The organism is Nostoc sp. JL31 (assembly GCF_017114965.1).
In the GTDB taxonomy this organism is placed as follows: Bacteria; Cyanobacteriota; Cyanobacteriia; order Cyanobacteriales; family Nostocaceae; genus Nostoc; species Nostoc punctiforme_A.
On the sequence record NZ_JABXKO010000036.1, the window covers coordinates 59295 to 74074 of the forward strand.

General features: G+C 41.5%; 15 protein-coding genes. 6 read left to right on the forward strand and 9 right to left on the reverse strand.

The window, feature by feature from the left end; all coding sequences use genetic code 11:
- Both HWQ43_RS08000 and HWQ43_RS08005 read left to right on the forward strand, forming a co-directional pair.
- Entirely contained in the window at positions 1–300 is a 300-nt protein-coding gene (locus tag HWQ43_RS08000) for a type II toxin-antitoxin system HigB family toxin (protein WP_292731977.1), read from the forward strand.
- Positions 284–685 (forward strand): transcriptional regulator, encoded by a 402-nt coding sequence (locus HWQ43_RS08005; RefSeq protein WP_292731979.1) that lies wholly within the window; start codon positions 284–286, stop codon positions 683–685. Before HWQ43_RS08000 ends, HWQ43_RS08005 begins: the two co-directional genes overlap by 17 nt.
- Before the next feature lie 30 nt (positions 686–715).
- On the opposite strand, the gene HWQ43_RS08010 is transcribed toward HWQ43_RS08005, so the two are convergent.
- The 8 genes from HWQ43_RS08010 to HWQ43_RS08045 all read right to left on the reverse strand — a co-directional run bounded on the left by HWQ43_RS08010 (position 716) and on the right by HWQ43_RS08045 (position 8181).
- Positions 716–1279 (reverse strand): Uma2 family endonuclease, encoded by a 564-nt coding sequence (locus HWQ43_RS08010; protein WP_292731981.1) that lies wholly within the window; start codon positions 1277–1279, stop codon positions 716–718.
- Positions 1280–1582: 303 nt separating this feature from the next.
- Positions 1583–2116: a L,D-transpeptidase gene (locus HWQ43_RS08015; protein WP_292731983.1), complete on the reverse strand. Its 534-nt coding sequence runs from the start codon at positions 2114–2116 to the stop codon at positions 1583–1585.
- A gap of 442 nt (positions 2117–2558) precedes the next feature.
- Positions 2559–3074: a L,D-transpeptidase gene (locus tag HWQ43_RS08020; RefSeq protein WP_292731985.1), complete on the reverse strand. Its 516-nt coding sequence runs from the start codon at positions 3072–3074 to the stop codon at positions 2559–2561.
- A gap of 113 nt (positions 3075–3187) precedes the next feature.
- The gene (locus tag HWQ43_RS08025; protein ID WP_292731987.1) at positions 3188–3820 is read right to left on the reverse strand and encodes a bifunctional 4-hydroxy-2-oxoglutarate aldolase/2-dehydro-3-deoxy-phosphogluconate aldolase; all 633 of its coding nucleotides are present in this window, start codon (positions 3818–3820) and stop codon (positions 3188–3190) included.
- Positions 3821–4096: 276 nt separating this feature from the next.
- A complete protein-coding gene (locus HWQ43_RS08030) occupies positions 4097–4309 on the reverse strand; it encodes a hypothetical protein (RefSeq protein WP_292731989.1) in 213 nt (70 codons plus the stop codon).
- 352 nt (positions 4310–4661) lie between these two features.
- A complete protein-coding gene (gene glgB, locus HWQ43_RS08035) occupies positions 4662–6953 on the reverse strand; it encodes a 1,4-alpha-glucan branching enzyme (protein ID WP_292731991.1) in 2292 nt (763 codons plus the stop codon).
- Positions 6954–7146: 193 nt separating this feature from the next.
- The gene (locus HWQ43_RS08040) at positions 7147–7479 is read right to left on the reverse strand and encodes a hypothetical protein (RefSeq protein WP_292732044.1); all 333 of its coding nucleotides are present in this window, start codon (positions 7477–7479) and stop codon (positions 7147–7149) included.
- A gap of 513 nt (positions 7480–7992) precedes the next feature.
- On the reverse strand, positions 7993–8181 hold the full coding sequence (locus HWQ43_RS08045; protein WP_292731993.1) for a hypothetical protein: 189 nt from the start codon (positions 8179–8181) through the stop codon (positions 7993–7995).
- Between the two features lie 492 nt (positions 8182–8673).
- Between HWQ43_RS08045 and HWQ43_RS08050 the strand changes: the two genes are divergently transcribed.
- The 4 genes from HWQ43_RS08050 to HWQ43_RS08065 all read left to right on the forward strand — a co-directional run bounded on the left by HWQ43_RS08050 (position 8674) and on the right by HWQ43_RS08065 (position 13416).
- Positions 8674–9354, forward strand: a complete 681-nt coding sequence (locus HWQ43_RS08050) for a hypothetical protein (protein ID WP_292731995.1) — start codon at positions 8674–8676, stop codon at positions 9352–9354.
- 20 nt (positions 9355–9374) lie between these two features.
- Positions 9375–11213 carry a penicillin-binding protein 2 gene (locus HWQ43_RS08055; RefSeq protein WP_292731997.1) on the forward strand — a complete coding sequence of 613 codons (1839 nt, stop codon included), beginning with the start codon at positions 9375–9377 and terminating at the stop codon, positions 11211–11213.
- Positions 11214–11400: 187 nt separating this feature from the next.
- On the forward strand, positions 11401–12498 hold the full coding sequence (locus HWQ43_RS08060; RefSeq protein WP_292732045.1) for an iron-containing redox enzyme family protein: 1098 nt from the start codon (positions 11401–11403) through the stop codon (positions 12496–12498).
- A 222-nt stretch (positions 12499–12720) separates the two neighbouring features.
- Positions 12721–13416 (forward strand): class I SAM-dependent methyltransferase, encoded by a 696-nt coding sequence (locus HWQ43_RS08065; RefSeq protein WP_292731999.1) that lies wholly within the window; start codon positions 12721–12723, stop codon positions 13414–13416.
- A 166-nt stretch (positions 13417–13582) separates the two neighbouring features.
- On the opposite strand, the gene HWQ43_RS08070 is transcribed toward HWQ43_RS08065, so the two are convergent.
- Positions 13583–14749 (reverse strand): DUF3466 family protein, encoded by a 1167-nt coding sequence (locus HWQ43_RS08070; RefSeq protein WP_292732001.1) that lies wholly within the window; start codon positions 14747–14749, stop codon positions 13583–13585.
- Between the last annotated feature and the right edge of the window lie 31 nt (positions 14750–14780).

Sequence of the window (14780 nt, forward strand, 5' to 3'; positions counted from 1 at the left end):
ATGCACATCATTAGTCGGAAAAAGCTGCGCGAATTTTGCCAAAATTATGCTGATTCCTGTGATGCACTTAAAAACTGGTACAAGGCTGCCAATAAAGCTACATGGAATAATCTTGCCCAGGTGCAAGCAGTTTATCCTCAAACAGAAGCTGTTGGTAATTTTACTGTTTTTAATATCAAAGGCAACAAATACCGTCTGATAGTTGATTTGGTTTATAGTGACCAAATAATTTATCTTAAATACATTTTGACCCACGCAGAATACGATAAGGATAAATGGAAAAATGGCCCTTACTTTTAACCGTGAAACTTATGCTAGTTTGCTTGCTAAATATCAACCCAAGGTTATTAAAACAGATGAGGAAAACGAGCAAGCTACTACGCTAGCAGAGGAACTGTCTCATCGAGTTAACCGAACTTTGGAAGAGTCGGCATTATTAGACCTGTTGATTGCTCTGATAGAAAAATATGAGGATGAGCATTATCCAATGGGAGAATCAACAGCACACTCAATGTTCCTCCATCTAATCGATGCTCAGAGTGTTAAGGAAGCTGAGTTAGTAGCAATTCTTGGTTCAAGAGAGGTTGTTTCTGAAGTTATGAGTGGAAAACAAGAAATTACTCAGGAGATGGCTAAGGTCTTAGGGAACTTTTTTCACGTTGATACTAGTTTGTTTCAGAATTAAGCGATGTCTACGACGGGCTACGCCTTATTTCTATTTGCCCATTTTTAACCATCCAAAAACTTGGTTAACGCTTAGTGTCAGTTCAATTTCTGGTAATACAGGCAAAAAATCTTCTCGCTGGAGTATCACTGGCTGTTGCTCCGGTAGAAATACCAAAATACTGAGGTCATCAGGGTCAATAAACCATCCTAGACGACTGCCATACTTCAGACAGTGAAGAATGTTACCAATTACTTTGTTGGGTTTTTGTTCTGGCGAAAGAATCTCAATTATCCAGTCTGGTGGAAGTTCAAAATTATCAGGTACTTGATTATCAACAGGGAACGGTATGCGTCCCCACTGAAATACAGCTACATCAGGTACAATTGAGCCTCCGCCAAAGCTACACCGTAATTCGGGAAACGCATAGGCAATCTTTTGATTCTCCGTGACTTCATTGATAACAGCACAAAGCTTGCCTTGTAAGCGGCTGTGTCTCCCTTTTGGCATTGGCTTTTGAATAATCTCTCCGTTAATATATTCACTCGCAGGCTTTGTTTCTGGGAGCTTCAGAAACTCTTCCAATGTGAGAGGTTGAGTAATTATGACGCTCATAGCTCCTGAATCCCTTGAAGATTGTTTTTAGTCTAGCAATTATGTATAGCCCTCTTTTGTCACTTTCAGAAAATAATAATCGAAGCAACATTCTGAAACTTTTATGTAGCCCAGCTTTGAGCTTTTATTTTCTAACAGTAACTCAAATTTGTAGCCAAAACCTGGAGATGTAAGCCCTGAAAGGCTTTCAGCGATTGGGTTCTACCAAAGTGACAAAAGAGGGATAGACAGGTGCTTAACTCCATGAACGCACCCGTCTATACATCAAAGGAAAAATTGCAGATATTTATTACGAATTAGCAATTATTTCCGTACAACTACTAATGTTCCCGTTGAAGTCCAGTTGTAAAGCTTGCGAGCTTGCTTAACAGGTAAATTTACGCAACCGTGACTGACTGGAGTCCCAAAACGGTTATGCCAATAAGCGCCGTGAATGGCATACCCTCTGTAGAAATACATTGTGTAAGGAACGTCAGGAATGTTATAGCCTCTGCCTCGCATTCGATGAGTACGATACTTAGAATTAATCCGAAATCTACCTATGGGTGTAGGAGTTGCTCGCTTACCTCCAGAAATGCGATATGAATGAATAAGTTTATTACCTTCCCATGCACGTAAACGTTGCTCTGACAAATCAATTTCAATCCAGCGAGGTTGGCTAATATTATTAGATACAGTGATGCTGTTTTCATCGACTGACGTAGCTGTTGCTGTAGTCGAGTTGGGTGTACCTGTTAACGGCGATGACCAAGAGAATAAAGTCACCACCATCAGCGCCACGCCTGTACAAAAAGTTCCTGAAGAACGAATTCCACCACTGCGAATCCAGGATTGCATTATGCCTCACCTTCTAAACTACGCAAAAATCATGAAGTGAAGTAATTTTCTGGAAAACTACAAATTTCCAGATCGACTACTTGCTTTCTGTGCAGGATTTACGCAGTTCATCTTGTATTTGTCATTTGTCATTTGTTCTTGGTTGAACAATGACCAATGACTAATTACAAAAGACAATCTTTACAAAAATCTGTCATTTAAATGCTTAAATACAAACTTTCCCCAAATTTATATTTGCATTTTTAATTTCATACAGAAATTGTCAGGATTTCCACTTATTTGTTGGGCAAATCGTTAAATGCCCTTTTCTAGATTTTATTTCAAATTCAGTAATTCCGACTCCGAAGATTCCCAGCATAAAATATTGCTGGGAATCACTTAATTGTCTTGATTTGTTGTTATTTATAATTTTACCTAAATTGCCTTTTGGCTGCTTCACCTACTATTTATGAATAACTATTGGTGTCCCTACAGATGCCCACTCGAATAGCCATTTTGCATGTTTAGGTGCAATATTCACACAGCCGTGGCTTACTGGAGTGCCAAATCTCTTATGCCAATAAGCTCCGTGAATAGCGTAATTACCTTGATAAAACATCGCATAAGGAACGTTCGGAACATTGTAGTTTTCTCCCTGCATTCGCGTAGTTTTGAACTTAGATTGAACGTTAAAAGTGCCAACAAGAGTGGGAGTAGCTTTTTTGCCAGAGGAAATAGCACTTCCATAAACCACTCTGTCACCTTCCCAAGCTATTAATCGTTGTTTTGAAAGATCGATTTGAATCCAGCGCTGATTTGATTGTTGTAATGTTTGGATTTTTTGTGCAATCACTTGATTTTTGGAATTCGCCCAAACTTGACTAGTTCCAGTAGTAGTAAAAACACTTAAGGACAGTACTGTACCAGTGAGAATTATTTGTAAGCGACGCACCCAGTCAGGAGAAATTTGTCTTTTCATTTTAGATACACTCACACTCAAATCATGGGGTATTGAGAAACTTATCAGGTTTCACCTTTATTTCCATATCTATTGCTTTAATAGACGTGAATGTTTGATGATTTGATTCTAAATTAACCTAACTGTTGCATTAGGTTTTTTGCCTGAGTTGCGATCGCTTCCCAATTTCCCTCTATGACAAGCTTTTGGGGAAATAATTCCCCGCTCAAACCAACAGCGATTGCTCCAGCTTGCAAAAATTCTTTGGCATTTTCTAGAGTCACGCCGCCAGTAGGAATTAAGGGAATCTCACCCAGCGGCCCTTGCAAACTTTTGATATAGTTAGTCCCTCCCACTGCTTGCACGGGAAACACTTTTACACAGCTAGCGCCTTGACTCCAAGCGGTAACAATTTCTGTAGGAGTTAGCGCTCCTGGTATAATAGGCACATTTTTTTCTTGTGCTGCTTGAATCATTGCCGAATCAACGTGGGGTGTGAAGAGGAATTGCGCCCCAGATGCGATCGCATCTTGTAACTGCTGCACATTAAATAACGTACCAGTGCCAACGATACAGGCTGGTAATTTCGAACGTAGTTGACTGATTAATTCCCCAGCGCGATCACTATTCCAGGTAATCTCAATTAGCTGCATTCCCCCAGATGCTACAGCCATTGCCATTTGTTGTCCCACTTCGATATGAGGAGCACGGATGACTGCGATCGCTCGGTGTTTTTCCAACTGTGATAACCAAATTTGATTAGGCATTTTGACTAGAGATTGGGGATTGGGAGTAGGGATTGGGACTAGAGGACAGTTTTCAATCTAGTAAATACCTAATTTTTAATACTAATGCCCAATGCCCCTCAAGAGTGCTGAGTAATAGACTTCTTGTAGAAGTGGGCAAAAGGCTAAGGGGTAAAGGTATGGCATCTTCCCTTACCCTTTAACCCACATTTCGCACTTCAAGTTGAAGTACAAAGAAGTTACAGCTAATCAAAATGCAAAAAATTAGGATAATTAAGAAAATAATACTCAACGAATCTAAGTTTGAAGAGAAATAATCGAATATAAAATATTTTTATCATCAAATACTTTATGGTCTTTCAGAAATCTAAATTCTCTTTGCCTTCGGCACGCTTCGCGAACGCAGGACTGTTGATTTTTATAATTTGTAATAATTTCTTCTGGTTTTAATTTCTCATCTTCAACTAAATTAGTTGCTAAAATAAATCTTCCAGCTTCTTTTCTTATCATTGCTAGCTACTATTCCTAAGCGAGCGATATTTTTAACTTTTATTTCTAAGATTGGAAACAATTTTTGTGCCTTTAATATATTTTTTAACTTTTTGATTGTCTCATTTTTTCTGCCTGAGCTTTCTGTGTATTTTTACTTACTCCCGTCAGTCTTCTCTTTGTCACATTCTATGTTGCGTTTTGAAGTGCGGAAAGTGGGATAAAAGAATGTAGAGACGTAGCACTGCTACGTCTCTACAAGGGTAATAATGCATATTTAATTTCACCACAGTCTATTAAGAGAACTGGGTTGAGTAGCTGTGAATAGGCGAAATTAGGTGTAGGGTGGGGCATCACCCACCCAAAAATACTGTTATCCAATTACCTCAGCAGTCTTCTTCTTATCCAACTTGAGAATCAACACACCCAAAGGTGGCAAACATAAATCCAGGGAATAAGGGCGACTGTGCAAAGACCAATCATCCGCCCACTTACCGCCTAAGTTGCCCATATTGCTGCCGCCATACTGACGCGCATCACTATTGAACAACTCGGTATAAAATCCCTTTTGCGGTACACCAATGCGGTAGTGGGAATGGGGCTGCGGTGTAAAATTGCAAACTATGATCGCAAAATCATCAGAATCCTTGTCACGGCGCATAAAGGAAACTACACTATGGCGATTGTCGCTACAGTCAATCCACTCAAACCCAGGTTCAGCAAAATCCTGGGTGTACAAAACTGGTTCAGAACGATAGAGATGGTTCAATTCCCGGAAAAATGTTTTTAATTGTTGGTGGGCTTCATGCTGTAATAAATGCCACTCCAAATCAGCCCAAGCATTCCACTCACTCCATTGCCCAAACTCCATGCTCATAAACATAGTTTTCTTGCCTGGGTGAGCAAACATATAGCTAAATAAACAACGCACATTAGCTAACTTCTGCCATGTGTCTCCCGGCATTTTGCCGATGATATTGCTCTTGCCATGTACCACTTCATCGTGAGACAGAGCCAGCATGAAGTTCTCACTGTGGTTGTACCACATACTAAAGGTAATATTGTTCTGGTGGAACTGGCGGAACCAAGGGTCCATGCTGAAGTAATCCAGCATATCGTGCATCCAGCCCATATCCCACTTCAAGTTAAAGCCCAGTCCGCCTGTGTAGGTGGGCCAAGATACCATTGGCCAGGAAGTAGATTCTTCCGCAATTGAGAGAATACCGGGGAAATAGCTAAAGATAATGTGATTTACCTGACGCAGAAAATCTGCTGCTTCTAGGTTTTCTCTGCCACCGTACTGGTTGGGCAACCATTCTCCTGGTTCGCGGCAATAATCGTTATAGAGCATTGAGGCAACAGCATCGACACGAATCCCATCAATGTGGTACTTATCAAACCAGAAGAGGGCATTTGCTGCGAGGAAATTACTAACTTCACGGCGACCGTAGTTGAACACCAAAGTACCCCATTCTTTGTGTTCGCCTTTGCGGGGGTCAGCGTGTTCGTACAGGTGGCTACCATCAAAGAAAGCTAAACCATGTCCATCTTTGGGGAAGTGACCAGGAACCCAATCCACAATTACTCCCATATCATTTTGGTGACATTTGTCAACAAAATACATGAAATCTTCGGCGCTGCCAAAACGGGAGGTGGGGGCATAGTACCCAGTTACTTGATAACCCCAAGAACCATCAAAGGGATGCTCCGCAATGGGTAGCAATTCAAGATGGGTGTATCCTAATTCTTTGACATAAGGAATGAGTCGGTCAGCTAGTTCCCGGTAGGTAAGGAAGCGTGCGCCCGGTTTCAGTTCAGAAACCACAACTACAGGTTCCGTTTCACCATTGGGGAGTTTAGCGGGTTCTGCACTCGAAGCGTGTAACCAAGAGCCTAAATGCACTTCATAGACTGAAACGGGCTGATTCAGGGGGTCAGTACGACGCCGCCTTTCCATCCAGTCTTCATCACTCCAACTATAAGCATCTAAATCAGTGACAATGGATGCCGTTTTCGGACGGGGTTCCTGCTGGAAACCGTAGGGATCAGATTTTTCGTAAATGTGTCCTTCAAAATTTTTGATTTCATATTTATAATGCTCTCCCACACCAATTTCAGGAATAAACAATTCCCAAACTCCGGTAGGGCCTTTACGCATCTGGTTTTTACGTCCATCCCAGAGATTAAAATCTCCCAACAATGAAACATTACGAGCGTTGGGTGCCCAAACGGCAAAATAAACGCCTTTAACGCCGTCTATTTCCGTGGGGTGCGCTCCTAGTTTTTCATATATCCGGTGATGGTTGCCTTCACCAAACAGATGCAAGTCAAAGTCTGTCAAGCGGGGAGAACGGAAAGCGTAAGGGTCATAAATGACACGCTCATGTTCTCCTTCTTTAATCCGTAACTGGTAGTTTGCCAGTTCGGTAGTTTCAATGGTGCATTCAAAAAAGTGAGGATGGTGCACCGTTTGCATTGGGTATTCCTTGCGTTGTTCAGGAAGAACGACCCATGCTGCACTTGCATTTGGTAAATAGGCCCGTACAGCCCAGACAGTTTTACCGTCTTGTTCTATGGGATGAGAGCCTAGTATTTCAAAGGGATCGTTATGCTGATTCCAAACGATGCTGTTAACCTGTTCAGGGGCGATCGTGGTCATGGACATGAAGCTACCTAAGTGAAATAACGTGATTGACTAAATCTACTTTTTTAATATCTATATATATTCTTTACATTTATTTGCAATTTTGTCGCCACCGTTATCCTACATCAGAATGGGGTATTGGACATGAGGCATTGGGCATAAGGCATGGGGCATTGGGCAGAGGATGAATGACTAATGATAAATGACGAATTTATCAAAAATTTAAAAATGGGAAAAACTGCAATAAGGTTTTACGTATACGAAGCAAGAAAATCTGTTCCCGAATTTTGGGGTCTAGTTTTGGGGGCGGGGCAAGTTGGAGCTGCGCTTGTAATTGGAGATACTCGGCAGCTGTTAGGAATCTTCCATCAATAGGCGATCGCGCTTCTATAATAATCTTTGTCCGTAATATTTCTTCTGGGGTATCCTCTGGCGGCGGTAATGCTATTGCTGCCGATCTCCAATAGCTACTTAAGGTAATCGAAGTTACACTAATTACAATTAAGCTCAGTAATTTTATAGACTTTCTCGTTTTAACTCTCCTCATCTCCTGAACTACGTTCACAACGCAGGATGAAAATCTGTTTTTCCCATGACCAAATTTTCCCAAAAAAAATCTGGCAACATCAAGGGCGATTACCAGGTCTTTCCCGATACGGAATAGACTACAGGAATGCTCAAGAGCAATTGCCAGCGATCGCAATAAATTATTTTACCCTCTCAAAACTCAGTAGTATAAACAATTTAAAATGCCAAACGAGGGAAGTATCTGCCAACAAAATAGCTTAGATTGACTCAACTCTCTTGGACTGGTAACAAGGTTTGAGCGGGTGGGAATTTCAGGAGGACACTTGGTAGAGGACATAACCCTCTTTACCAGTGGCCTCTACTTACTGCCCTACTTAGTTGATATTTGAGCAAACTCTAGGCTCTGATAAACCGGCATAAAAATGAGGCTTTTCGTGAACCCAATTAATTCGAGCGATATTTCGAGCTATGTAGTGAGGAATGCTGTCACTAAGTAGTTCTGGGGGCGATTTAAACTAAAGTTTAAGATGCCTTATTTAGGAGTAGCAGGAGTGGTCGCTGCGGGGGTAGCGGCAGGAGTAGTCTTAACAGGTGCGTCAGTTGGTTCACCTGTAGCAGCTGGAGTAGCAGTACCAGCACCATCACCACCACCACCTTCACAGGCCCCAAGAATTGCAGCCAGACTTAACATTAGAGCAAAACCAAAGATTTTTGTTTTCATAACTCCTCTTTCACCAATTGTGGCTAGAACAATTTTTCGCCTGTTGAATACGATACCGTATTTATTGCTTTTTTTAAATTCTGTGAGATTACATAATTAAAAAAACCAATCCTTTGGGGTATTGTTTTTGGAATTACGTATCCTGATTAGTTTCTCTTAACTCAGGAGCAAAACGAAAAATACCAACTTATTTCGCAAACGAAGCTATGATAGCAAAAAATTTTATTTTTTTCACAGAGTATTGCATCTGGCTACCTGACGTTGCCATACTTTAGGTGCGATACCTAAAGGGTAAGCTGTCCAGTTTCTAATCACTGATTGCAAACATTGCATATCTATGGGATGCAAACATTGATACAGCTACCTATCAGAAAAGTTAAAAGGGTATAGTCTGTTATGTGTGCTGGTTGCACAAAAGGTGATTTAAACCTTAGCAAAACAGACAATCAATCTAAAGTGCAGTATTTCCCATCTAAAAAAATTTAAAAATTTATGGTAGTTGCTCGAAAATCTACTGTTTCTACAAGAGGTAATTGGTTCCGGCGAGATTCTATCCTTTCTTTAAAAAGGCGACGCTCTGCGCGTATGGAGTCAGCAGCACGGAGCGCTTCTACAGCAGTATCCTCTCAAAAACAACAGCGTTCCTTAAAAAAATTAGCGGTTTCTCCCACAAATGAGGCAGTTATAGCCAAATCAGGGAAACAGTTGGGTAGACAACAATTACCAAATCTCAATGAGCAGTTGAATGCGAACCAAAAGACTCTGGGGGTAGGTTTTCTTGGCCTTCCCACAATGCCTAATTCTGGAGCCTTACCTTTGTGGTTGCTGCGCTTATATACCTTTCATCGTTATTCGTCAGTTGTGGCGTTCTTGTTAGTAGCATCGACACTTGCTGTTTATGCTTGGACAGTCTATTCTCAAGAGCTTTGGGGTCAGTCATATCGGAGACTGCAAAACCTCCAACGTCATGAACGGCTGCTAACGACAACCAACGCGACGCTGAAAAATAAAATGGCTAATGAAGCAGAACAACCAACAGCAGGGCTGGTATCGCCAACTCCTGAAGGAATGATTTTCTTGCCTCCAGCATCTCAGAGTCCTAAGCCAGCATCGCCTAAGACAACGCCAAATTCTGAAACGCAACCGCAAACACTCTCGCCACTGGGATACTAATCGTAATTCGTCAGAACCCAATGCAGAAGTCACCAAGCAAAACAAAATTCAGAAAGTTTCGGAATTCAAAATTTACAGGGCGACACAAGGGTGATAAACGAGGGCTTTTGGGACAATTAGCCTCTAATATACAAAACCAAACATCCAACACTAAGTCCCGGCTGTTCATCGTCTGGGGCGTATTAATGGTATCAGGGTTGGGGTTGGCTATTAACTTGTATAATCTACAAATTGTCAAGGGACCAAAGTTAACCGAGTATGCACGCAACCAGCAAATGGTGAATGTGCGACCTTTTATGCCCCGTCGCCCAGTGGTAGATCGCAATAGCGAGCTGTTGGCTATTGACCGTCCTGTATATACTTTGTACGCTCATCCCAAGCTGTTTGATAAGTCTAATGAAAGTATGGCAGAGCGACTTGCGCCAATTTTGGCAAAAGATACTGCTGAATTGGTGAAAACTTTTCAAAGCAAAAGAAGCGGAATTATCCTTGCGCCAGCCTTACCAGAAGAAATTATTGATCGCGTCATTTCTTTACGCTTAAATGGTCTGGAGTGGACTCAAAAATACTTCCGATATTACCCGCCAGACGATTTGGTTGCTGATGTGGTGGGCTATGTGAATGTTGACCGCCGTGGTCAAGCTGGTGTGGAATACTCTCAAGAGAAGTTGTTAGAACGTCCTGTGCAAACGGTACGCCTCAGTCAGTCGGGTAATGGGATCTTGATGCCGGATCTTGCGCCCGAAGGTTTTTTGCATTTTGACGATTTGCGATTACAACTCACTATCGATAGCCGTCTGCAACGAATTGCTCGGATTGCGCTCAAACAACAGATGGAGAAGTTTGCCGCTAAACGTGGGGCGGTAATTGTCATGGATGCATTGGATGGTTCCTTACTCGCCCTCGTTTCTCAGCCTACTTATAATCCTAATGAATATGCTAAATCTGATATTTCACTATTTAAAAATTGGACAGTAGCGGATCTTTATGAACCGGGATCGACTTTTAAGCCTTTGAATGTGGCGATCGCTCTGGAAAATGGCATCATCAAACCAGATGATATGTTTAATGACTCCGGTTCGATTCGAGTCGCTAATTACACCATCAAAAATGCCATGAATAATGGTAATGGGCGAATCAGCATTGCTCAGATTTTGCAATATTCTAGCAATATTGGCATGGTGCAAATTATCCAACGTCTAAAGCCTTCAATCTACTACAACTGGTTAGAACGCTTAGGGCTAGGACAAAAAGTTGATACAGATTTACCTTTTGAAGTCGGCGGACGGCTCAAAAGTCAAGAAGAATTTATCGCTTCGCCAATTGAAGCAGCTACTACTTCCTTTGGTCAAGGCTTTTCCATGACACCCTTGCAGCTAGTGCAAATGCACGGTGCTTTAGCTAATGGCGGTAAGTTAGTTACACCCCATGTAGTTCGCGGGTTGATTGATAGCAAAGGGCAGATGCATGATTCACCCACTCACACCATCCCCCGCCAAATTTTCTCAGCCGCAACAACTCAAAAGGTTGTGGAAATGATGGAAACTGTTGTTACTGAAGGTAGCGGCAAGGCATCACAAATTCCGGGATATCGCATTGCTGGTAAAACTGGTACAGCCCAAAAAGCTAGTCCCAATGGCGGATACATCAAGGGTGCGAGAATGACCAGTTTCGTGGCTATTTTACCCGTGGAATCTCCTCGCTATGTAGTGTTTGCACTGGTGGATGAGCCAAAAGGAGAAAGTGCCTATGGTTCTACTGTCGCCGCGCCAATTGTGAAGTCGGTGATCGAAGCACTGATTCCTCTTGAGCAGATTCCGCCTAGTAAGCCGATTGAGCAGCAGAAGGGAGTGCCGTAGGGAGTGGGGGCAGGGGAGCAGAGGAGTAAGGAAGAAATAACTAATGCCCAATGCCCAATGCCCCATTCGTTTAAAACTTAATTTTTCTTTATAACCAGGGAAAGAGGTACAGAAAGCTACTGGTGTGGAAACTTAGATATTAGAGGTGAAAGTAATTTCTCACTTTTCCAAAGCTACCGAAGATTCCATGCAAAGCAATTTAGTTATATTTCCTAAGACTGAGGCTGCGAAAAATAGCACGCAAACTAAAGAAAGAACAATTACTAAGTACGACCGTGCTGAGGAGCAATTTATAGAACTGCTCGCAATGGAGGATTTGGATAATAAGCTGGATGCAAAACCTTCAATAGCTAGTGAGTTTGAACAGTCACTCTCTATAGCAATTGGTGCTGCTTATGGAAACGATCGCTCTGATGAACAGGCTCACCGTTTTCTCCAACGGATACTTTATCGAATTAATCGGCTAAAGCTGTTTTGGTACGATGATTTGCGGCATTATACTAATGAGCGATCGCTGTATTTGCACTCTTGTCGTGACCAAATTGAAGCTGCTTGGCAACAGTGGGAACTAGCACAAATCGATGTGGCTGCACTGCAACAATTAGATGTAAAACAAGCTTTAATTGAGCGTGCATCTGCCGATTTAAATCCGCCTTTGTCGGAGAGTAGCCGCTACATTCGTGAAGAAATGACTGAAGCAGGCTATCGTCATTTGCTAGCGATCGGCTCTTTTGATGGCTTGGTTGAAGCTAGTCATCTTTCCCGCATTTTGGGTGGTGCTGCTAATGAAGTGCAGTGTACGCTGATACGAGTGCTAATAGAAGAATATGGCAATGGTCGTTTATCTCGCAAGCACTCGACATTTTTTGCCCAAATGCTGGCTGAGTTTGGAATGAATACTGAACCAGAGGCATATTTTGATTTAGTACCTTGGGAAGTGTTGGCTTCTACTAATCATAACTTTCTGGTGACTGAGCGCAAACGCTATTTCCTGCGTTACAGTGGTGGGTTGACCTATTTTGAAGTGGCTGGCCCTGCGGTTTACAAAAATTACCTGGTAGCGGCGCAACGACTGTTACTCTCAGAAGTAGCGGTAGGTTATTGGGAACTGCACATCAGGGAAGATGAACGCCACGGTCGTTGGATGTTAGATGATGTGGCTTTGTCATTAGCAGAACGATATCCCAATGATGCATGGGAATTGCTGCTGGGATACGACCTGCAAAAACGTATGGGCGATCGCGCAGGGACGGCGGTTGTGCGATCAATACGCGAGGCAGAATAAGCCGCTTTACTCCTATGAGCAATCCCAAAAATTATAAATAGCAGGTTATTCTTAGCATGTAAATTTGACATTTCTAAGTCATTTTATTGCTAATTCGCCTGCAAAAACTTTTCTGAAGCAAAGGGTTGCTAAAGGAACAATTATTTATTGCCTGAATCCAAGGGAATAAATAACCTCCTAGTACATTGATTATATTTTACTTACACCTTTAATTACAGTCAAATGAAAGATATCTTTTTTTGTCCTGAAGAATCTAATTTCTACTCCAACTGCTTAGAAAGCTTTGTGATCAGAAATTGTCAAAATTCTGAATCTATTGTGGAGTTTGGTTCAGGAGATGGCAGCCCTGTAATTAATTCGTTATTGAGAAACAAGTTTGATGGAGTCATCCAGGGATTTGAATTAAATACTTCTGCATGGAAAGTCGCCAATTCGACCATTGATGAATACAATCTCACTAATAAATACATCATTCACAATTCATCTTTGTTTAATTCTTCTCAACCTGATGCCGAGTATCTTGTAGCTAATCCGCCCTATCTACCCGCACCAGATAACGATATTTATATGCCACTCTTATTTGGGGGTGTAGATGGAGCCACAGTTACGAATGAGCTTTTATCGCTAGATTATGAAAATGTATTGATTTTAATATCTAGCTTTTCTAATCCAATCAATACGTTGAACATAGCAAAACAAAATGGTTATTATGTTCAAAACTTCATGGTTTTACCTTTACAGTTTGGCTACTATAGCTCTGACCCCAAGGTAAAGAAGCACATCGAAAAACTCCAAAAAAATCAGATGGCATTTTATTCTGGCGATTATTATTTTTTAGCTGGAGTTTTATTTAAAAAATCCCAGGAGTCTGTAATTGATTTATCTAATCAATTAGCTCAGGTGATGACTAGTTTGTGAAAATCAAGAACAACTTAAGTGATGTCTGTCATCCCTTGCCTAAAGTATAGATGTGTCTCTAAGCCACGCTTCGAGACATATCCTCAAAGATTTTCAACGAGCATTTTTATAAATCCATATTCCCAAGTAATCATTTTGTCTGCCTGAAGTTATTGCATTAACTTCTTTATTGTATGGCTGCACTCTTAAAGTGAGGTTTGCGCTTAAATGCAGCAAATAAAATTACACCAGCACCAAACGACAAAATAGGAATGCCTGAAGTTGGTTCAGCTACAGAGACAGATGAGATTGGTGTCAAGAGAAAGGCGTGTAATTCACCATCAACTGCACCACGACCGACAATTTGTCCATTATTATTAATGGCAGATGCCGCTGTTAAGGTAAAGCCACTCTCTGAACTAGGAGCAATTAGGTCATTTAAGTCGTACAGAGTCTTATCACTATAAAGAAAAGCCCGTAAACCATTGCCATCTGCGGCAAAAAAGTTATTGTTAGTGCCAGAAAACCCGACTACTTGACCCAAATTATTGATCCCCAAACCAGTACTAAACAAATCTGTAGGACGTAATCTACCGATGTCTTGGAGTCCCCTGCTGGAACTGTACAGAAAAGCATGAGTATCATTTACGCCAGTGAGTCCTGAACTACCAACTACTTGTCCTGAGTCATTAACATCGTTTGCTTGACTGTATCTGTCACCAGGGAGGGTACCGAGATTAGTGATTATACCGTTGTTGGATAAAAAGGCTCGACCGGAAGAACCGAAAATGCCAACTACCTGACTTAGATTATTTATGCCATAGGCAACATAATTTTCATTTAAGTTACTGTTAATAATAGTCGTCGTACCATTTTTGTATAGGAAAGCGGCTCCGTAGGGAAAGGTAAGTTTTGGGAATATACCGCCACCATTTGTACCGCCAACTACCTCACCTGAGTCATTGATAGCATAAGGAATGCCTTTAAGACCAGTATTTCGGGTTGTTCCACCACTGTAAATAAAGACGTTATTATCACTGTCGGTCTTACCGATGGAATTACCAACTACTTGCCCCAAGTTATTGATACCAGTCACTCCAAGTTGACTATCACCAGGCAAGGGACTAATTTTTTTGAGCGAACCATTGCTGTAAAAAAAAGAACCACCTAAAGTATTAATGGCTATCTCACCTGAGTTATTAATATCTGTAGCGTAACTATAAGCTTCTCCTGTAAGACTGCCTAAGTCAGTAACTGAGTATAAAGATACCGCCAATGCCGACTTAGATGCAGCAAGACTGATTGCAGTGAAGGTTATTGCTGTTATACAGGATTTCCACTTAAGTAGAACCATGTTATTTTGCCGTGATTTTGTATTACTCTAC